Source organism: Streptococcus mitis (assembly GCF_946188685.1).
GTDB lineage: Bacteria > Bacillota > Bacilli > Lactobacillales > Streptococcaceae > Streptococcus > Streptococcus mitis_CC.
In genome coordinates, this window is sequence record NZ_CAMHWH010000001.1 from 159,627 (window position 1) to 176,258 (window position 16,632).

Consider the following 16,632-nt stretch of genomic DNA (forward strand, 5'->3'; position numbering starts at 1 on the left):
CTTCGTGATTAATCAAGCACTTCGCCTGATTTTTTGTTGTAGCGAACTTTTTTACCGTCTACAAATTTGTAACCAACACGACCAGCTACACCATTTTTGTCCAAAACTTGAACGTTTGATACGTGGATAGCTGCTTCTTTCTCGATGATACCACCTTGAGGAAGCTCGTTAGTTGGACGTTGGTGTTTCTTAACGATGTTAACACCTTCAACGATAACTTTGTTTACTTTTGGAAGGGCAGTAAGGACAACAGCTTCTGTTCCCTTATCTTTACCAGCGATTACGCGAACTTTGTCGCCTTTTTTTACAAACATTAGGTTTCTCCTTGATTTTTCTTACGCCCATAAGGGCACCCTGGAGGTAAATCCAGGGGACTAGTTTGTTTCTAAAAATTAAAGTACTTCTGGAGCAAGTGACACGATCTTCATGAAGCCACCTTCACGCAATTCACGTGCAACTGGGCCAAAGATACGTGTTCCGCGAGGAGTTTTGTCTTCACGGATGATAACTGCTGCGTTTTCGTCAAATTTGATGTATGAACCATCAGCACGACGAGCACCTGATTTAGTACGAACGATAACTGCTTTAACAACGTCACCTTTTTTAACCGCACCACCAGGAGTAGCTTGTTTTACAGATGCCACGATAACATCACCGATGTTTGCAAATTTACGTCCTGAACCACCAAGAACTTTGATAGTCAAGATTTCGCGAGCACCGCTGTTGTCTGCGACTTTCAAACGAGTTTCTGTTTGAATCATTTCAGTTTTCTCCTTTCAGGTTTGATTAGATGATGACCGCTTCTTCAACAACTTCTACAAGACGGAAACGTTTTGTAGCTGAAAGCGGGCGAGTTTCCATGATACGTACGATATCGCCTTCTTTGGCAACATTGTTTTCATCATGAGCTTTGTATTTTTTAGAGTAGTTAATACGTTTACCATAGACTGGGTGGTTACGTTTTGTTTCAACTACAACTGTGATTGTCTTGTCCATTTTGTCAGATACAACACGTCCAACAAGAACTTTACGATTATTGCGTTCCATTGAAATTTCTCCTTCCCTAGTCTATTATTTCGCTTCAGATTGAACTGTTTTGATACGAGCGATTTGTTTTTTAACTTCTTTCAAGCGAGCTGTTTGTTCCAATTGACCAGTAGCAGCTTGGAAACGAAGTTCAAACAATTCTTTTTTCAATTCGTTTTCGCGCTTCGCGAGTTCTTCTTGAGAAAGACCACGAAGTTCTTTAACAAATTCTTTTACTTCATTAAGTTTCATGCCTTCTCCTTATTCTGCTTCACGTTTTACGAATTTACATTTAACTGGCAATTTGTGGCTAGCAAGACGAAGCGCTTCGCGAGCGATCTCTTCAGATACACCAGCGATTTCGAACATCACTTTACCACGTTTAACTGGTGCTACCCAACCTTCAGGTGCCCCTTTACCAGATCCCATACGCACACCGATAGCTTTAGCAGTGTATGATTTGTGTGGGAAGATTTTAATCCAAACTTTACCACCACGTTTCATGTAACGAGTCATGGCGATACGAGCAGCTTCGATTTGGCGGTTAGTGATCCAGTGGCTAGTTGTAGCTTGAAGACCGTATTCACCGAATGCTACTTCTTTTCCACCTTTTGCTTCACCGCGCATTTTTCCACGGAATTCACGACGGTGTTTAACACGTTTAGGTACTAACATTGGTTATTTACCTCCTTTAGTGTTTTTGCGAGCTGGAAGAACTTCACCACGGTAGATCCATACTTTAACACCAAGTTTACCGTATGTAGTATCTGCTTCTTCCCAAGCGTAATCGATATCTGCACGAAGTGTGTGAAGTGGAACAGTTCCTTCAGAGTATCCTTCAGCACGGGCGATATCTGCACCGTTCAAACGACCTGATACTTGAGTTTTGATTCCTTTAGCTCCAGCACGCATTGCACGTTGGATTGCTTGTTTTTGTGCACGACGGAAAGCAACACGTTGCTCCAATTGACGAGCAATTCCTTCACCTACAAGGTGAGCATCCAAATCAGGTTGTTTGATTTCGATGATGTTGATGTGTACTTGTTTTCCAGTCAATTTGTTAAGTTTCGCACGGAGTGCATCAACGTTAGCACCACCTTTACCGATAACCATACCTGGTTTAGCAGTGTGAAGTGAAACGTTAACTTTGTTTACTGCGCGTTCGATTTCGATAGTTGAAACTGCTGCGTCAGCAAGTTCTTTTTGAACGAATTTACGGATTGCAAGATCTTCATGAAGGTAATCCGCGTATTCTTTTTCAGCATACCATTTGGCATCCCAATCACGGATGATGCCGACACGCATACCAATTGGATGTACTTTTTGACCCACGATTTTACCTCCTTATTTTTCTGCAACAGCTACAGTGATGTGAGCTGTACGTTTGTTGATTGGTGAAGCTGAACCTTTCGCACGTGGACGGAAACGTTTCATAGTTGGTCCTTCGTTTGCGAATGCTTCAGATACTACCAAGTTAGCTTTATCCAAACCAAAGTTGTTTTCAGCGTTAGCTACAGCTGAGTTCAAAACTTTCAAGATGATTTCAGCAGCTTTGTTTGGAGTGAATGTCAAGATTGCGATTGCATCGGCTACGCTTTTACCACGGATGTTATCAAGAACAAGACGTGATTTACGAGGTGAAACACGTACTGTACGAGCCATTGCTTTAGCTGAAGTAATTTCTGCCATTTATGTTCTCCTTATTTTCTACGTGTTTTCTTGTCGTCTGCAGCGTGACCTTTGTAAGTACGAGTTGGTGCAAATTCACCAAGTTTGTGACCTACCATGTCTTCTTGGATGTAAACAGGTACGTGTTTACGTCCGTCATAAACTGCGATAGTGTAACCAATGAAACTTGGGAAGATCGTTGAACGACGTGACCAAGTTTTAATAACTTTTTTCTTTTCGTCGTTAGCTTGAGCTTCAACTTTTTTCATCAAATGCTCATCGACGAAAGGTCCTTTTTTAAGACTGCGTCCCATTTTTATATTTTCTCCTTTAAATGTTGTACCACAGCGGCTTGCGCTCACAAGCAGCGCTACCGAGCTGGCGGATTTACTAGTTGCTTAAGCGACTAGTTTAATATTATTTCTCGTTGCGACGACGAACGATAAGTTTGTCAGATTTCGCTTTCTTGTTACGAGTTTTAAGACCAAGAGCAGGTTTGCCCCATGGAGTAGATGGTGCTTTACGACCAACTGGTGCTTTACCTTCACCACCACCGTGTGGGTGATCGTTAGGGTTCATTACAGAACCACGAACTGTTGGGCGGATACCTTTCCAACGGCTACGTCCTGCTTTACCAAGGTTTACAAGTCCATGTTGTTCGTTTCCGACAACACCAACTGTAGCACGACAAGTTCCAAGAATCATACGAACTTCACCTGATTGAAGACGAACAAGAACGTATTTACCTTCAGAACCCAATACTTGAGCAGATGCTCCAGCAGCACGTACCAATTCACCACCACGACCTGGTTTCAACTCGATGTTGTGGATCAAAGTACCAACTGGAATGTTAGCAAGTGGAAGAGCGTTTCCGACTTTGATATCTGCTTCTGGACCTGAAACGATACGTTGACCAACTTCAAGACCTTTTGGAGCGATGATGTACGCTTTCACACCGTCAGTGTAGTGTACAAGAGCGATGTTTGCAGAACGGTTTGGATCGTACTCAATTGTTTTAACAACTGCTTCAACGTTGTCTTTGTTACGTTTGAAGTCAACCAAACGGTAGAAACGTTTGTGTCCACCACCTTGGTGACGAACTGTGATACGACCGTTGTTGTTACGACCAGCCTTGCTCTTCAATGCAACAAGCAATGATTTTTCAGGAGTGCTTGTTGTGATTTCAGCGAAATCCAAAGAAGTCATATTACGGCGACCGTTTGTTGTTGGTTTATAAACACGAATTCCCACGATATTTCCTCCTTAGATTATTCAGCTTCAGCAGCAAACAACTCGATTGCTTTTGAATCAGCTGTAAGTGTGATGATAGCTTTTTTAGTTTTGTTAGTAAAACCAGTGTAACGTCCAACACGTTTAGCTTTTGGTTTTACGTTGATTGTGTTAACATTTGCAACTTTAACACCTTCGAAAGCAGCTTCAACAGCTTGCTTAATCAAAAGTTTGTGTGCACGAGTGTCAACTTCAAATACATATTTTCCTGCTTCAAGTTGAGCCATTGAGCTTTCAGTGATTACAGGTTTTTTGATAACATCATACAAATTCATTATGCAAGAACCTCCTCGATTTTAGAGATAGCTGCTTGAGTAACAAGAAGTTTGTCACTATTTGCGATGTCAAGAACACTTGCAGTTGTAGCAGTCGCAACTTTCACGTTTGGAAGGTTACGAGCTGAGAGAGCTGCGAATTCGTTTCCTTCTTCAAGAATAACAAGGACTTTAGAATCGATGCTCAAAGCTGCAAGAACTTTTGCAAATTCAGCAGTTTTTGGAGCTGTAAATTCAAGAGAATCAACGGCTACAAATTTATTTTCAGCAACTTTTTCTGAGTAAACAGATTTAAGCGCAAGGCGACGAACTTTTTGAGGAAGTTTGTACGCATAGCTACGTGGAGTTGGTCCGAAGACGATTCCACCACCACGCCATTGTGGAGAGCGGATAGAACCTTGACGAGCACGTCCAGTTCCTTTTTGACGCCATGGTTTGCGTCCGCCACCTGAAACAGCTGAGCGGTTTTTAACTGCGTGAGTTCCTTGACGAAGGCTAGCACGTTGGCTGATGATCACATCAAACACAACAGATTCATTTGGTTCGATACCAAAGATTGCATCGTTAAGAACAACTTCGCCCGCTTGTTTACCAGTTTGGTCGAATAATGTTACATTTGCCATTTTGACTGTATTCCCCTTTCCTTATTATTTACCAGCTTTAACTGCTGATTTGATAGTGATAAGAGATTTCTTAGCACCTGGTACGTTACCTTTGATAAGGATAACGTTCTTTTCTGGAACAACTTGTACAACTTCAAGGTTTTGAATTGTTACACGGTCACCACCCATACGTCCTGCAAGGTTTTTACCTTTGAATACGCGGTTAGGTGCAACAGGTCCCATAGAACCTGGACGACGGTGGTAACGAGAACCGTGAGCCATTGGTCCACGTGATTGTCCGTGGCGCTTGATAACACCTTGGAAACCTTTACCTTTAGAAGTACCAGTTACGTCAACAACGTCTCCAGCTGCGAATGTTTCAACTGTGATTTCAGCACCAACTTCCAAGCCTTCAACGTTTTTGAATTCACGAATGAAGCGCTTAGGAGCCGTGTTAGCTTTCGCTACATGTCCTTTAGCAGGTTTGTTGCTCAATACTTCGCGTTTGTCATCAAAACCAACTTGGATAGCGTTGTATCCGTCTGTTTCAACAGTTTTAACTTGAAGAACAACGTTTGGAGTTGCTTCAATAACTGTTACAGGGATCAATTCGCCAGCTTCAGTGAAGATTTGAGTCATTCCCACTTTTTTCCCTAAGATTCCTTTTGTCATGAGAAAATAGTTCCTTTTCTATATTTTTATTCAAAAAGTTTTTAACGAGCGTTTTTTATGCTCAAGATATCAAGCTTTAGATTAAAGTTTGATTTCTACGTTTACACCACTTGGAAGATCCAATTTCATCAAAGCATCAACTGTTTTTTGAGTTGGGTTAACGATATCGATCAAACGTTTGTGTGTACGCATTTCAAATTGTTCGCGAGAGTCTTTGTATTTGTGAGTCGCACGAATGATTGTGTAGAGGCTACGTTCAGTTGGAAGTGGGATTGGACCCGCAACTTGTGCACCTGTACGAGTAGCTGATTCTACGATTTTTGCAGCCGCTGTGTCAAGCGTACGGTGTTCGTAAGCTTTCAAACGGATACGGATTTTTTTGTTTGCCATCTTTTTCTCCTTTTCGTCTATTTAAGATAATAGGCTAGCTCCACAAGAAAACCGACGCGGTGTTGCGTGGCAATGCAACCGAGCGTGTCGCAACCTCTTGCATCAAAGCTAAGGCTGTAATTTACAGCACCATAATAGAATAACACAAAGCCCCTGCGATTGCAAGGGATTTGTTGCTGTTTTTTAAAATTTTTAACATGAAAATGTTTTCCTATTTTTTCTTTCTAGAATTAGGGATTTTCTTCTATATAAATTGAGTTCTCTTGAGCTCAAGTTTGCCTTCTGATTGGTCCACTAAGATATCCGCCTTAGACTCAGTTTCTTTATAGTATTGCAGATACTGCTCCCGTCTCATCTGATGACTAGCCAATATAAAGGATGCATCACGATTTCTCACAGTCGTATCTCGAGCTAGGCGCCACTTTAATTCGGTGTCCTCATCCGTGTAGAAACAGATAGTTTTGTCAAAGAGTTCTTTGGGTAAAAAGCCAACAGACATCCCTTCGACAATCAGAATTGGTTTTGCTCCAGACAAGACCTCACTAGCCTTCCAAGGTTCTTCAATTGTTAAGATATCCATACCCGCCTGTAAGGCCAGAATATCTCGCTGCAAACTCGTCAGTTCATGCGCCACTGGAAGACAGGCTGTCACCTTTTGATTCGGCGCGTCCTTTGGTACTACCAGATGGCGTCCAGAGGTGATATAAGGATCTGTTTCTAGCAAATTTACTGTAGTAGAATCTAAAGCTTGGTACAATTCCTCTGCAAAGGTCGATTTACCTGAAGCACCATGACCGTATATTCCCAGTGTCTTGACTTTTCCTGCTTTTATTTCTGAGACCAGTTCTTCTATTAAGTCTTTTTTCTTCACTCTCTCTTCACCTGTTCATAGCTTTCTTTTCCATCATTGAGCTTGTCCCAAATCACTACTTGCCCACTTTTGAGTGATTTTTGCACATCGATGATGCGTTGATTGGACGAACCTCGAAACTGGAGCATGAGATTTCTCTTAGTTCGGTCATACCGTCCATCGACAAGGATGTCAATTAACGACAATAGTTCCAGTTTATCTGGAGTTTCCAACATCATTTCTTCCCATGTATAGCCCGTCCAGGACCAGATATCCTTATCTGGCAATTCTTTCCGAATACGCTTCACGAGTGGCAAAAGAATGCCAGTATTGAGAAAAGGTTCCCCTCCCAGCAAGGTCAATCCTTGAACATAGGGCTGGGCAAGGTCTGCCATGATCTGTTCTTCTAATTCTGCTGTATAGGGAATGCCAGCATTGAAGGACCAGGTAGCTACATTATAGCACCCCTCACAGTGAAACATGCAGCCTGATACATAGAGGGAATTCCGCACACCTTCTCCATCCACAAAGTTAAAAGCCTTGTAGTCAATGATACGCCCTTGACTGAGTTCCTCGCTTTTCCATTCTTGTGGTTTTGGATTATTCATTCGCTACCTCTATCCAATAACGCTCTACACCATCACGAACATCCTCAAGGAGCCCACCATTTGCTAAAATGACTGCTCTGCTAGCAGGATTATTCACGCTACAGGTCACCAGAGCTTTCTTGATATTCTTTTCCTTAGCAACTTGCAAGCCCTGACGGAGAGTTTCCTTAGCATAACCCTTGCCTCTTTCTGATGGACGAATGGAGTAGCCAATGTGGCCACCTTCTTCTAGTAAAAAGTTACTGAGGCGCAACCGGAGATTAAGAAATCCAATTGCTTTACCTTTCACAGAAAAAGCTACTAACTGAATTGCGGGAACCCATCCTTCAGTCAAATTAATCCCCATTTCCTGATTCTGATTACTTTCCAACCATTCCTCATAAGAAAAATTTTCTGTATCCCAGAAACCACCGTCGTGAGGCGACTGATATTTTTCAAACTCTTCCATCATCTCTAAAACTGTTTCTTTATCTGCTAAACTTGGTCTGCGTAATTCCATCCTTACCTCCCACTAAGAGAAAAGCGAGAGCTGACTCTCACTTTTATTTCTTCTTATTCTTATTTAAAAATTGTTCTCTGAGGTTGAGCAAGTGTTCTTTCTTACCAGCTCCACCTTTAGAGTGTTTCTCGTGATAACGGGTCACTTGTGCACGTCCCTTATCATCTAATTGATATTTTCCCATTTCAGTTCTTTCTAATTTGTTACTTGATGGCCAGCTATTTTAATCGTTGAACCATTCATGTGTTTGACACGCGCTGCGATTTCCTTGTGACGCCCATTGACCATCGGTCTCGCTTGAGGATTACCTAAATAGCCACAAGTCCGTTTAACAACGTCTACTGTTTTAGGGTCGCTATTGCCACAGTTAGGACAAGCAAATCCTCTCTCAGTTGGTTCAAAATCCCCTTCAAAGTCACACTTGTAGCAACGGTCAATTGGTGTATTGGTCCCAAGATAGCCCACACGGTCATAGGCATAGTCCCAGACAGCTTCCAAGGCCTTTGGATTTTGCTGAAGGACTGGATACTCACAATAATGGATGAAACCACCCGACGCACCTGCTTCTGGATAGACTTTCTCAAAATCCAATTTTTCAAACGGTGTTGGATTTTTACGAACATCGTAGTGGAAAGAGTTGGTGTAGTATTCCTTATCTGTAATATCAGGAATAGAGCCAAACTTGTCTGTATCTAGTCGACAAAAACGGTCTGTCAAACTTTCAGATGGTGTTGAGTAGATAGAGAAATGATAGCCATATTGATCTGACCACTCTTCTACACGGCGTTTCATATCGCGAATGATGTCTAGCGTGAATTCCTTAGCATCTGGATTACTTTCCCAGCTGTTACCAAAGAAAACTGTCGCTACTTCGTACAAACCGATATAGCCTAGTGAAACTGTCGCACGACGATTCTTAAAGAGCTGGTCAACGCTTTCTTCTTTACCTAGACGATGACCAAAAGCACCGTATTGATAAAGGATAGGAGCATTTGCTGGTGTTGCTTCCTTGGTCCGTTCGACACGATAAACTAGAGCATCTTCTGCAATGTTCATCCGCTCGTTAAAGATTTCCCAGAACTTATTCATATCACCTTCAGACTCAAGGGCAATACGAGGAAGATTGACCGTCACCACCCCTAGATTCATACGGCCAGAGTTAACTTCAACTCCATTTTCATCCTTCCATCCTTGAAGGAATGAACGACATCCCATCGGAACCTTGAAGGAACCTGTCAATTCGATAATCTTATCATAAGACAAGACATCTGGGTACATCCGCTTGGTTGCACACTCAAGAGCCAACTGCTTAATGTCGTAGTTGGGAGTCCCTTCTTCTAAGTTGAGTCCTCTTTTAAGCGTGAAGATAAGTTTAGGGAAGATAGCTGTGCGGTGTTCTGAACCAAGTCCCTTGATTCGGATGTTCAAGATAGCTTTTTGAATTTCACGCTCAAAACGATTGGTTCCCAGACCAAAACCTAGTGAAGTAAAAGGTGTTTGCCCATTTGAAGTGAAGAGAGTATTGATTTCATACTCGAGAGATTGCATGGCATCATAGATATCTTTTTGGGTTTTCTTCCAAGCGTAATCTTCCCGTTTGTCAGGTAAGACCCATTCTTCCGCATCCTTGAGGTGTTTTTGGTAATTCTTCTCTGCATAAGGCGCCAAAACTTCATCGATACGGTCAGCTGAACAGCCACCGTACTGGCTAGAAGCAACGTTGGCGATAATTTGAGAAATCTGAGCTGTCGCAGTCTGGATAGACTTGGGACTTTCTACCTCTGCATTTCCAATCTTAAAGCCATTCTCCAACATACCTTTAAAATCAATCAAACAGCAGTTAGTCATAGGTGTGTAGGGGCTATAATCCAAATCATGATAGTGGATATCCCCCTTTTGGTGGGCATTGGCTACGTGCTTAGGGAGCATTTGCAGTCCGATTGATTTCCCAACAATCCCCGCCGTCAAATCACGCTGGGTATTAAAGACATCGCTGTCTTTATTAGCATTTTCATTGACAACGGCCTGGTCTTTGTTGAGAAGTTTATGGATGCTAAAGTTGATATCTGTCGCTTTTGAACGCTCAAAATCCCTTTGTGTCCGATAAGTAATATACTCCTCAGCTAGCGCATATTCTTTGGCTTCAAGGAGTTCATGTTCTACGATATTTTGAATTTCGTAAATCTTAACCCCCTGTGGAAAGCGACTATGAATTTCTGTGACAATTCGCTCGGTCAGAGCATTGAGGCGTTTTTCGACCAGGGGTGTCACATCCATAACCTTGTCAGCCGCCTTGTGGAGAGCCTTGTCAATCTTGTCCACATCAAATACAACACGTCTCCCATCTCGTTTTTCAACGAAGAGAGTTGGCAAAATTGTAATTTTTTCTTCTAGTGCAATCATATGCATGCTCTTTTCTAAAATGTTCTTTCTAAAAAGTATTATACCACTCTAAAAAGAAAAATCAATATCTTGTGTTAAAAATCCTAAAATTTTTAAAAATACACAAGATATTGATTTAGTTATTTAATTTTATAGACTTTAAACTCTGAGTAATCAGTCTTTACTGGTTGGTAATTTTCTTTTAAGAGTGTCTCCACTTCAGACCAGACTGCTACCTTATCGTTCACCACAATCACCTTAGGTTGGTTTTCTTTCAAGTCATTGAGTAAACTAGTTTTATTCTCTTCTGTACTCGTGTAAAGAAGAGGCGATGGGAACATGGATCCAGCCAAACGCTGGCTTTCTTTATACATTTGAACATGTGAATCCCAAATATAGATTTGGTCACCATCACTCGTCTCTTGTTTGACTCTATCTACCACTTGATGTTGTTCTCTATAAGAAGCTGGATGCAAGACAAAACGAGCTACAAAAGGAATTGCAATCAGATAAACCACCACTAGGATCGGTAAGTAGAGATTCCCTTTCATGAATTTTTTCCATAGAGTAGGAACTTCCTCTCTTCTCCGACGACGAGCTCCTCTAGCTGAATGTTTCCCACGAATACTGGTCATCAAAAGAAGGAGTAAAAATGGAAGGATTAGAATCAAACGCGAACCGTGAAGAGGTTCTTGAGAAAAAAGCAACAAGGCTAATACAAATAAGAAAGTAAAACTAGCTGGTACTGAAATAACATATAATCTTGATGCCTTTGATTGGAACAATCCTAGAAAAACAAGGAAGAGAGCTCCTAAACCAAAGGTCAACAAACCATAGAATACAACATTATCCATTAGTTGAGGATTCAAGACCTGAAGGGAATCAATCGGATATAAAAGACTCCCTAGAGCCTCTCCAAAACCACCTGAAGCAAGAACATAATATCCTACTGGGTAAAAGATGAGAGAAAAGCCAAGTGCTGCTGCAAAAAACTGATAAACTCCATGAGCAAGGCGACCATGCCCAACATTAAAGACAAATAAACCGATCGTTACTACTGCAGTAAAGAGAAGACTTGTAAGAGGCTCTATGAAAAATGATAGGGCCAAGAAAATCCCCAGACGTAGAAATCCCTTGTCATGGTTAGGAGTTGATAGATAAGCTGCTATGAATGAAAATCCTGCAAACAGGAATGGCAGAGCTAAAATCGTAGCATAGCCTCCTCCAAAACCGAGACCAGATACCAAAATATAAAATATGGTTAGGAGTTGTTTGGCTTGTTCCCTTTGTCCCGTCAAATACTCTGTCGAAGAAAAGAGGAAATAACCTCCTCCTAAGAGAGCTAGCCATTCTACCAAGGCAAAAAGAATGCCTCCTTGGGTAATATAAAGTAGCAAGTAATAAAGAAGACCGTGACTAGCATAATAGCTACTGTAAAGCTGTCCTCCCTGATGCCAAGCCCACCCTATATACAAATCCTGCGCCTGAGAAGGACTTACCATATCTAAAAGTAAAGGTATCACCACAGAAAAAACCGTTGCAATCGTACTTCCAATGATGAGTCTGAAAAACGGGAAAGCTACCTGTTCTTCTTTTTCCACATGAGATTCAAGATTCCTATCCAGTCTATTTTCAATTTCATTACTCTGTATCGTTTCGGATACTTCTTCGATTCTGCCATATACAGCCATGTCGTTTCTCCTATTCAATTTATCTGTCTTAGTATATCAAAAAGACCTAAAATTGTCAGCTTGCGATGGCTGTTTGAGTGATTTTTTGCATAGTTTCACAAAGGTTTCAATTTCCCGAAATCGGTGTAAATGCGTCTGTTTAAATGACATGATATAATCCAATTCTTTCTGAGTCAGCATCATTCCCCCTCTATCTTTCTATTCGTAAAAGGCAAGAAAAATAGGACTGGGTTGTGTCCTAAGTCCTAGATTTCTTATAAGATTGGGGCAAATAACTGGGCAATTTCCTTAATCAATTTTTGATACCAGCTATTTTTTATCGTATGAGGGAAAATTTCTTGAGATACTGAAAAAATCTCCTGAAAATCTTTTTGAATCTCTGTGATTGATGCCGTTTTATATAGCAAAACTGCATCTTCATAGTGATGAAGCAAACTTCTATAATCTAAATTAATCGTTCCAACTGCAGCAAAGTCCTTGTCCACTAGGATTTGTTTACTGTGGATAAAGCCTGGACTATACTCAAAAATCCTGACTCCTGCTGACAAAAGATCCGGATAGGCTCCTCTTGTTATGAGCTGGATTAATTTTTTATCCGGAATGAAAGGAGTCACGATGCGGACATCAACACCCCTCATGGCTGCATTTTTAATACTCTCAGTTAAATCATAGTCAATAATCAAATAGGGTGTTGTGATATAGACTGAATCAGTAGCCTGATTAATCAAACTTTGATAAACTTTTTTCCCTACTTGAGTACGGAAGATGGGCTTGGGTCCACTACCGTAAGGAATGCAGAGCCCTTGGCCAGAACAAGGCTGATTTTCCAGGTGATACTGGTCAAAATCGCTGATTTCCCCACGATTGATGTACCAAGTCATCAAAAAAAGACGGGTTAGAGCCTTGACACCAGGGCCATCTATGCGAATCCCACTATCCTTCCAATAGCCAAAACGTTCTACATGATTGATGTACTCATCGGCTAAGTTAATGCCTCCTGTATAAGCTACCTGACCATCTATGACAAGGATTTTACGATGGTCCCGATTGTTGTAAGCCACCGTCAAACGAGGAATCACCTTGTTAAACTTATGGGCTTCAATTCCTCGACTACGAAGCTGAATAGTATAGTCTCCAGGTAAAGTCGCCATACAGCCGATATCATCATAGAGCATCTTGACCTCTACCCCCTGAGCTGCCTTTTGCTCTAGTATGTCTAGTATGCTATTCCACATCAAACCTTCTTCGACAATATAGTACTCTAGAAAGATAAACTTTTCAGCTTTCTTGAGGTCTTCCAACATATATTGCCACATCCTTTCACCCGAAGAAAAGAATTGTGAGTCTGTTCGATCATAGACATCGGCGTTACTATCCATACTTAACAAAGATTTGATAACTCCGTAAGCCGCCTTATCATCTTCCTTCAATTTCTGGCGGAGAGCTTTACTGTTATCCTCCCGAAAATGCATAGAACCAAGTTTGTCCAACTGCTTGATTTCTTTTTTGGATAATCGTCTTTCACCAAACATCAGATAGAGCAAGGGGCCAATGACAGGAACAAAAGTCACCACTAACCACATCACTTTACTATCAGGTGTCATTGAACGATTGACAATTGCGACAATAGTCGCCATACTCATAAAAATTAAGACAATTACCCATAGAATAGGGGCCATACGCCCTAAATAGAGAAAGAGACCAAAAACAAGAAAAAGTTCAAGTAGCATAATCGAAAGACTAAAGCCATACTTGGACATCAATAATTGAAATTTTCTATATTTCATATCCCCTCCTTGATAGTTTGAATGCTAAAAACAGGTAATTAATACTAGTATAACTCAGTTATTCGGTAGAAGGCAAGTATTTATAATCATTTTTCTGAGTAAAAGCAAAAGAGACTGACAAAACCAGTCTCCTTCCAGTCTATTTTGATAAAACAATGCGATCAGACGCTTCTCTATCCCTATCGTCAATAATCATCTGATTGCCATTAATTGCATAAATCTTGACATCATCCCCAATAATCATGCGTTGATTAGCGGCATCGAAGCTAACCTGCTTGATTTCTTGATCTCCGTCAGTTTCTACCTGTGTCCATGTACCAGTTGTTCCAGTTACCACTAAAGTGATACGGTCTCCTTCGTCCTGACCAGTATAAGTTCCATCAATATTGGTTGGTTGAGCCTCAGGCGTATTTTGTGAAGAACTTGTCGCTGCCTGGTTTGAATTTTCTGCCGAAGATGAAGCAGCAGGTTGTGATTGCTGAGTTTGTTGTGTTTGCGATTGAGCTACTGGTTGTTGAACTTGTTGAGCTCTTTGTGAACAAGCTACTAAGAGACTAAGACTTGCTAGAGAAGCAAGAGAAAGTGTGAATCTTTTTAATTTCATGATGAATTTCCTTTCTGCTACCAATTTACAGAAGTTTTTCCTTCTAACTAGTAGTTTTCCTAGTATAACAAGTTCAAAAAAGGAGGTCAATTTATCTGCTCATGGGCCAGCAAGTAGCCCCGTACTTCTGAGATAAAATAGAGAGACCCTGTAACGAACAACAAATCCTGGGCATCTGCTCTTGCTTCAAAATCGCTAATAAATTCTCGGTAAGAAGGAATTACATCGTAACCTGTTACATCTGTTTCATCCAAAGAACCTTGATAGTCAAAGCCGGTCACCTTGAGTTCCACCTGAGGCAATTTTTCAGTCAGATAAGCCAACATCCCTTGATAATCCTTCCTTTTCAAGGCTCCAAATAGGATTTGAGGACGATATCCTTCCTGCTCTTTTTCTTTAGTAAATTCAACCAAGCGAGTCAAGGCAGGGAGGTTATGAGCACCGTCCAAGTAAATTTGAGGACGAATACGCTCCAAACGCCCAGCCCAATGGGTCTTCTCCAAAGCCTGTCTTACAACCTGTTCATCAACAGCTTCCTTTCCTTCTCTCATAAAGAGAAGAAACGTTTGTAGCGCCAAGGCCGCATTTTCCTGCTGATAAGCTCCTTCCAAGCCTATTTTCAACTGTGAAAGGTTAGCCAAAGAGCTTGAAAAATCCCCATTCAGCATTGAAAAATCCTGACCTGCCTGATAAAGGTCAACAGCTAAAGATTCTGCTTTTTTCTGACAAACAAGCCTAGCTTCTGAAGGCAACTTAGCAATCACTGCCTTTTTACCAGCCTTAAAAATACCAGCTTTCTGCTCTGCAATTGCTGCTATATTGTCACCCAGAGTCTCCTGATGGTCAAGTCCGATGGAGGTGATGACAGCAATCTCTCCAGTTACCACATTGGTCGTGTCTAGTAAGCCGCCAATTCCCACTTCTAATAAAACCAAATCCACCTCTTGCTCTCTAAAATAAAGAAAAGCAATCAAGGTCAGCAATTCAAAAAAAGACAACTGATCATGGGTTTGCAGAAGCGTTTTCTCCATCTCCTTGACCTGATTAACCAAACGGATGAAGTCTGCATCAGCTATAGGTTGTCCATTAATGCAGATTCGATCATTGATAGAGACGATATGAGGGGATGTAAAAGTCGCAACTTTTTTACCATGCCCCATAAATAACTCCCTCATGAAAGCAATGGTAGATCCTTTTCCATTAGTCCCGGTTACATGGATAATAGGATAAGACTTCTCGGGATTCCCCAACAAATCCACCGCTTGTTGCATTCGGCTCAAACCTGATCGAAAATTCAAACCAATTCGACTATGGAGCCATTCTTCTACTTCAAACATATACATCTCCTTAATTACAGGTTCAATCAACTGCCTCAATAAAGTCTCATAACTAACAAAAACGAGACCAGGATTTTCGTCCCGACCTCTAACCTGGTTAGCTAATAACTAGCTACTATGAATATTAACTTGGGCTAAAAACGCCCCCGGACTTACCAGCTCTTTTTTATTTCAAAGATCTGGGGTAAAAACATCCACTGGATGTTTTTACTCCTCCATAAAGCTGTTAAAGACTTCTTCAATCATATTCCATTCGTCTTCTGAGTCTTCTGGGATTGGTTGCAATTCGCCTTCTGTTCCATCTTCGTTTTCAATGAATGAGTAAGCTTGAATTTCAACTTGTCCGTCTTCGTCTTCTTCTGCGTTAACTGGTACTAGAAGAACATAGTTTTTACCAAATTCTTCTTTTCCGTCAATGGTCAAAAGGATTTCAAACAAGGTTTCATTTCCTTGATCATCTACTAGTGTGATTAGTTCACGTTCTTCGTGGTCGTGGTTATGATCGTGTGACATAGCCTCTCCTTTATATTAAAATTTTCTATCTAAATAGCTTTGTAAAATCAGCTGAGCTGCTAACTTATCAATGACTTTCTTGCGCTTGTTACGGCTAATATCTGCTTGCTCGATCAACATGCGCTCTGCGGCAACTGTTGTCAAGCGTTCATCTTGATAGTCTACTGGTAAACCAAAAAGCTCTTCTAACTTTGCTCCGTAGGCTTGACTAGCTTCCACGCGCGGTCCGCTTGTATTATTCATATTTTTAGGCAAGCCCACTACAAATCGTTCCACCTTGTAAGTATCAACCAACTCTTTAACGCGGTCAAAACCAAATTGGCCTTGTTCCTCATTGATTTGGATGATTTCAAGTCCTTGAGCTGTAAAACCGAGCGGATCGCTAATGGCCACCCCTACCGTTTTTGAACCGACGTCCAATCCCATAATTCTCATAGG

24 protein-coding genes are annotated in these 16,632 nt (G+C 41.2%); all 24 read right to left on the reverse strand.

Annotation, left to right across the window (positions count from 1 at the left end):
* Nucleotides 1–8: 8 nt before the first annotated feature.
* Complete coding sequence (rplX, locus tag N8N51_RS00745) at nt 9–314, reverse strand: 50S ribosomal protein L24 (RefSeq protein ID WP_000497691.1); 306 nt, start codon at nt 312–314, stop codon at nt 9–11.
* 78 nt (nt 315–392) lie between these two features.
* Nucleotides 393–761 (reverse strand): 50S ribosomal protein L14, encoded by a 369-nt coding sequence (gene rplN, locus N8N51_RS00750; RefSeq protein WP_000616545.1) that lies wholly within the window; start codon nt 759–761, stop codon nt 393–395.
* A 25-nt stretch (nt 762–786) separates the two neighbouring features.
* Nucleotides 787–1,047 carry a 30S ribosomal protein S17 gene (gene rpsQ, locus N8N51_RS00755; protein WP_000440801.1) on the reverse strand — a complete coding sequence of 87 codons (261 nt, stop codon included), beginning with the start codon at nt 1,045–1,047 and terminating at the stop codon, nt 787–789.
* 24 nt (nt 1,048–1,071) lie between these two features.
* Nucleotides 1,072–1,278: a 50S ribosomal protein L29 gene (gene rpmC, locus N8N51_RS00760; protein ID WP_000772918.1), complete on the reverse strand. Its 207-nt coding sequence runs from the start codon at nt 1,276–1,278 to the stop codon at nt 1,072–1,074.
* Nucleotides 1,279–1,287: 9 nt separating this feature from the next.
* A complete protein-coding gene (gene rplP, locus N8N51_RS00765) occupies nt 1,288–1,701 on the reverse strand; it encodes a 50S ribosomal protein L16 (protein WP_000960946.1) in 414 nt (137 codons plus the stop codon).
* A gap of 3 nt (nt 1,702–1,704) precedes the next feature.
* The gene (gene rpsC, locus N8N51_RS00770; protein ID WP_000529936.1) at nt 1,705–2,358 is read right to left on the reverse strand and encodes a 30S ribosomal protein S3; all 654 of its coding nucleotides are present in this window, start codon (nt 2,356–2,358) and stop codon (nt 1,705–1,707) included.
* A gap of 12 nt (nt 2,359–2,370) precedes the next feature.
* Nucleotides 2,371–2,715: a 50S ribosomal protein L22 gene (gene rplV, locus N8N51_RS00775; RefSeq protein WP_000818137.1), complete on the reverse strand. Its 345-nt coding sequence runs from the start codon at nt 2,713–2,715 to the stop codon at nt 2,371–2,373.
* Nucleotides 2,716–2,726: 11 nt separating this feature from the next.
* On the reverse strand, nt 2,727–3,008 hold the full coding sequence (gene rpsS / locus N8N51_RS00780) for a 30S ribosomal protein S19 (RefSeq protein ID WP_000533766.1): 282 nt from the start codon (nt 3,006–3,008) through the stop codon (nt 2,727–2,729).
* Between the two features lie 103 nt (nt 3,009–3,111).
* On the reverse strand, nt 3,112–3,945 hold the full coding sequence (gene rplB, locus N8N51_RS00785) for a 50S ribosomal protein L2 (protein ID WP_000512911.1): 834 nt from the start codon (nt 3,943–3,945) through the stop codon (nt 3,112–3,114).
* A 17-nt stretch (nt 3,946–3,962) separates the two neighbouring features.
* Nucleotides 3,963–4,259 (reverse strand): 50S ribosomal protein L23, encoded by a 297-nt coding sequence (locus tag N8N51_RS00790; RefSeq protein WP_001055347.1) that lies wholly within the window; start codon nt 4,257–4,259, stop codon nt 3,963–3,965.
* Nucleotides 4,259–4,882, reverse strand: a complete 624-nt coding sequence (rplD, locus tag N8N51_RS00795) for a 50S ribosomal protein L4 (protein WP_000024547.1) — start codon at nt 4,880–4,882, stop codon at nt 4,259–4,261. Before rplD ends, N8N51_RS00790 begins: the two co-directional genes overlap by 1 nt.
* Nucleotides 4,883–4,906: 24 nt before the next feature.
* On the reverse strand, nt 4,907–5,533 hold the full coding sequence (gene rplC / locus N8N51_RS00800) for a 50S ribosomal protein L3 (RefSeq protein ID WP_000160197.1): 627 nt from the start codon (nt 5,531–5,533) through the stop codon (nt 4,907–4,909).
* An 81-nt stretch (nt 5,534–5,614) separates the two neighbouring features.
* Nucleotides 5,615–5,923, reverse strand: coding sequence for a 30S ribosomal protein S10 (gene rpsJ / locus N8N51_RS00805; RefSeq protein WP_001284513.1), 309 nt, complete (start codon nt 5,921–5,923; stop codon nt 5,615–5,617).
* 244 nt (nt 5,924–6,167) lie between these two features.
* Nucleotides 6,168–6,794, reverse strand: coding sequence for a uridine kinase family protein (locus tag N8N51_RS00810; protein WP_049546951.1), 627 nt, complete (start codon nt 6,792–6,794; stop codon nt 6,168–6,170).
* A complete protein-coding gene (gene nrdG, locus N8N51_RS00815) occupies nt 6,791–7,381 on the reverse strand; it encodes an anaerobic ribonucleoside-triphosphate reductase activating protein (protein WP_001064217.1) in 591 nt (196 codons plus the stop codon). The genes N8N51_RS00810 and nrdG overlap by 4 nt, the downstream gene beginning before the upstream one ends.
* Nucleotides 7,374–7,880, reverse strand: coding sequence for a GNAT family N-acetyltransferase (locus tag N8N51_RS00820; protein ID WP_049546950.1), 507 nt, complete (start codon nt 7,878–7,880; stop codon nt 7,374–7,376). The genes nrdG and N8N51_RS00820 overlap by 8 nt, the downstream gene beginning before the upstream one ends.
* Nucleotides 7,881–7,923: 43 nt before the next feature.
* The gene (locus N8N51_RS00825; RefSeq protein ID WP_049546949.1) at nt 7,924–8,064 is read right to left on the reverse strand and encodes a hypothetical protein; all 141 of its coding nucleotides are present in this window, start codon (nt 8,062–8,064) and stop codon (nt 7,924–7,926) included.
* Between the two features lie 11 nt (nt 8,065–8,075).
* Nucleotides 8,076–10,283 carry an anaerobic ribonucleoside-triphosphate reductase gene (gene nrdD / locus N8N51_RS00830; RefSeq protein WP_049546964.1) on the reverse strand — a complete coding sequence of 736 codons (2,208 nt, stop codon included), beginning with the start codon at nt 10,281–10,283 and terminating at the stop codon, nt 8,076–8,078.
* A 119-nt stretch (nt 10,284–10,402) separates the two neighbouring features.
* Nucleotides 10,403–11,953, reverse strand: a complete 1,551-nt coding sequence (locus tag N8N51_RS00835) for a damage-inducible protein CinA (RefSeq protein ID WP_261049868.1) — start codon at nt 11,951–11,953, stop codon at nt 10,403–10,405.
* Nucleotides 11,954–12,207: 254 nt separating this feature from the next.
* Nucleotides 12,208–13,740, reverse strand: a complete 1,533-nt coding sequence (gene cls / locus N8N51_RS00840; RefSeq protein ID WP_000877348.1) for a cardiolipin synthase — start codon at nt 13,738–13,740, stop codon at nt 12,208–12,210.
* Nucleotides 13,741–13,879: 139 nt separating this feature from the next.
* Nucleotides 13,880–14,344, reverse strand: a complete 465-nt coding sequence (locus N8N51_RS00845; RefSeq protein ID WP_049502624.1) for an SP_0198 family lipoprotein — start codon at nt 14,342–14,344, stop codon at nt 13,880–13,882.
* Nucleotides 14,345–14,430: 86 nt separating this feature from the next.
* Complete coding sequence (locus N8N51_RS00850; protein WP_261057056.1) at nt 14,431–15,681, reverse strand: folylpolyglutamate synthase/dihydrofolate synthase family protein; 1,251 nt, start codon at nt 15,679–15,681, stop codon at nt 14,431–14,433.
* Between the two features lie 207 nt (nt 15,682–15,888).
* Entirely contained in the window at nt 15,889–16,194 is a 306-nt protein-coding gene (locus N8N51_RS00855; RefSeq protein WP_054368305.1) for a DUF1292 domain-containing protein, read from the reverse strand.
* Nucleotides 16,195–16,209: 15 nt separating this feature from the next.
* Nucleotides 16,210–16,629: a Holliday junction resolvase RuvX gene (gene ruvX, locus N8N51_RS00860; protein WP_173876640.1), complete on the reverse strand. Its 420-nt coding sequence runs from the start codon at nt 16,627–16,629 to the stop codon at nt 16,210–16,212.
* Nucleotides 16,630–16,632: the final 3 nt, after the last annotated feature.

Bases quoted from the DNA above. Each gene is read 5' to 3' on its own strand.
- N8N51_RS00845 (WP_049502624.1), bottom strand. From the start codon at position 14,344: ATGAAATTAAAAAGATTCACACTTTCTCTTGCTTCTCTAGCAAGTCTT.
- ruvX (WP_173876640.1), bottom strand. From the start codon at position 16,629: ATGAGAATTATGGGATTGGACGTCGGTTCAAAAACGGTAGGGGTGGCC.
- rplC (WP_000160197.1), bottom strand. From the start codon at position 5,533: ATGACAAAAGGAATCTTAGGGAAAAAAGTGGGAATGACTCAAATCTTC.
- rpmC (WP_000772918.1), bottom strand. From the start codon at position 1,278: ATGAAACTTAATGAAGTAAAAGAATTTGTTAAAGAACTTCGTGGTCTT.
- rplX (WP_000497691.1), bottom strand. From the start codon at position 314: ATGTTTGTAAAAAAAGGCGACAAAGTTCGCGTAATCGCTGGTAAAGAT.
- cls (WP_000877348.1), bottom strand. From the start codon at position 13,740: ATGAAATATAGAAAATTTCAATTATTGATGTCCAAGTATGGCTTTAGT.
- nrdD (WP_049546964.1), bottom strand. From the start codon at position 10,283: ATGATTGCACTAGAAGAAAAAATTACAATTTTGCCAACTCTCTTCGTT.
- rpsS (WP_000533766.1), bottom strand. From the start codon at position 3,008: ATGGGACGCAGTCTTAAAAAAGGACCTTTCGTCGATGAGCATTTGATG.
- N8N51_RS00855 (WP_054368305.1), bottom strand. From the start codon at position 16,194: ATGTCACACGATCATAACCACGACCACGAAGAACGTGAACTAATCACA.
- N8N51_RS00850 (WP_261057056.1), bottom strand. From the start codon at position 15,681: ATGTTTGAAGTAGAAGAATGGCTCCATAGTCGAATTGGTTTGAATTTT.
- N8N51_RS00790 (WP_001055347.1), bottom strand. From the start codon at position 4,259: ATGAATTTGTATGATGTTATCAAAAAACCTGTAATCACTGAAAGCTCA.
- rpsJ (WP_001284513.1), bottom strand. From the start codon at position 5,923: ATGGCAAACAAAAAAATCCGTATCCGTTTGAAAGCTTACGAACACCGT.
- N8N51_RS00835 (WP_261049868.1), bottom strand. From the start codon at position 11,953: ATGGCTGTATATGGCAGAATCGAAGAAGTATCCGAAACGATACAGAGT.
- rplD (WP_000024547.1), bottom strand. From the start codon at position 4,882: ATGGCAAATGTAACATTATTCGACCAAACTGGTAAACAAGCGGGCGAA.
- rplV (WP_000818137.1), bottom strand. From the start codon at position 2,715: ATGGCAGAAATTACTTCAGCTAAAGCAATGGCTCGTACAGTACGTGTT.
- N8N51_RS00825 (WP_049546949.1), bottom strand. From the start codon at position 8,064: ATGGGAAAATATCAATTAGATGATAAGGGACGTGCACAAGTGACCCGT.
- rplP (WP_000960946.1), bottom strand. From the start codon at position 1,701: ATGTTAGTACCTAAACGTGTTAAACACCGTCGTGAATTCCGTGGAAAA.
- N8N51_RS00820 (WP_049546950.1), bottom strand. From the start codon at position 7,880: ATGGAATTACGCAGACCAAGTTTAGCAGATAAAGAAACAGTTTTAGAG.
- rpsQ (WP_000440801.1), bottom strand. From the start codon at position 1,047: ATGGAACGCAATAATCGTAAAGTTCTTGTTGGACGTGTTGTATCTGAC.
- nrdG (WP_001064217.1), bottom strand. From the start codon at position 7,381: ATGAATAATCCAAAACCACAAGAATGGAAAAGCGAGGAACTCAGTCAA.
- rplN (WP_000616545.1), bottom strand. From the start codon at position 761: ATGATTCAAACAGAAACTCGTTTGAAAGTCGCAGACAACAGCGGTGCT.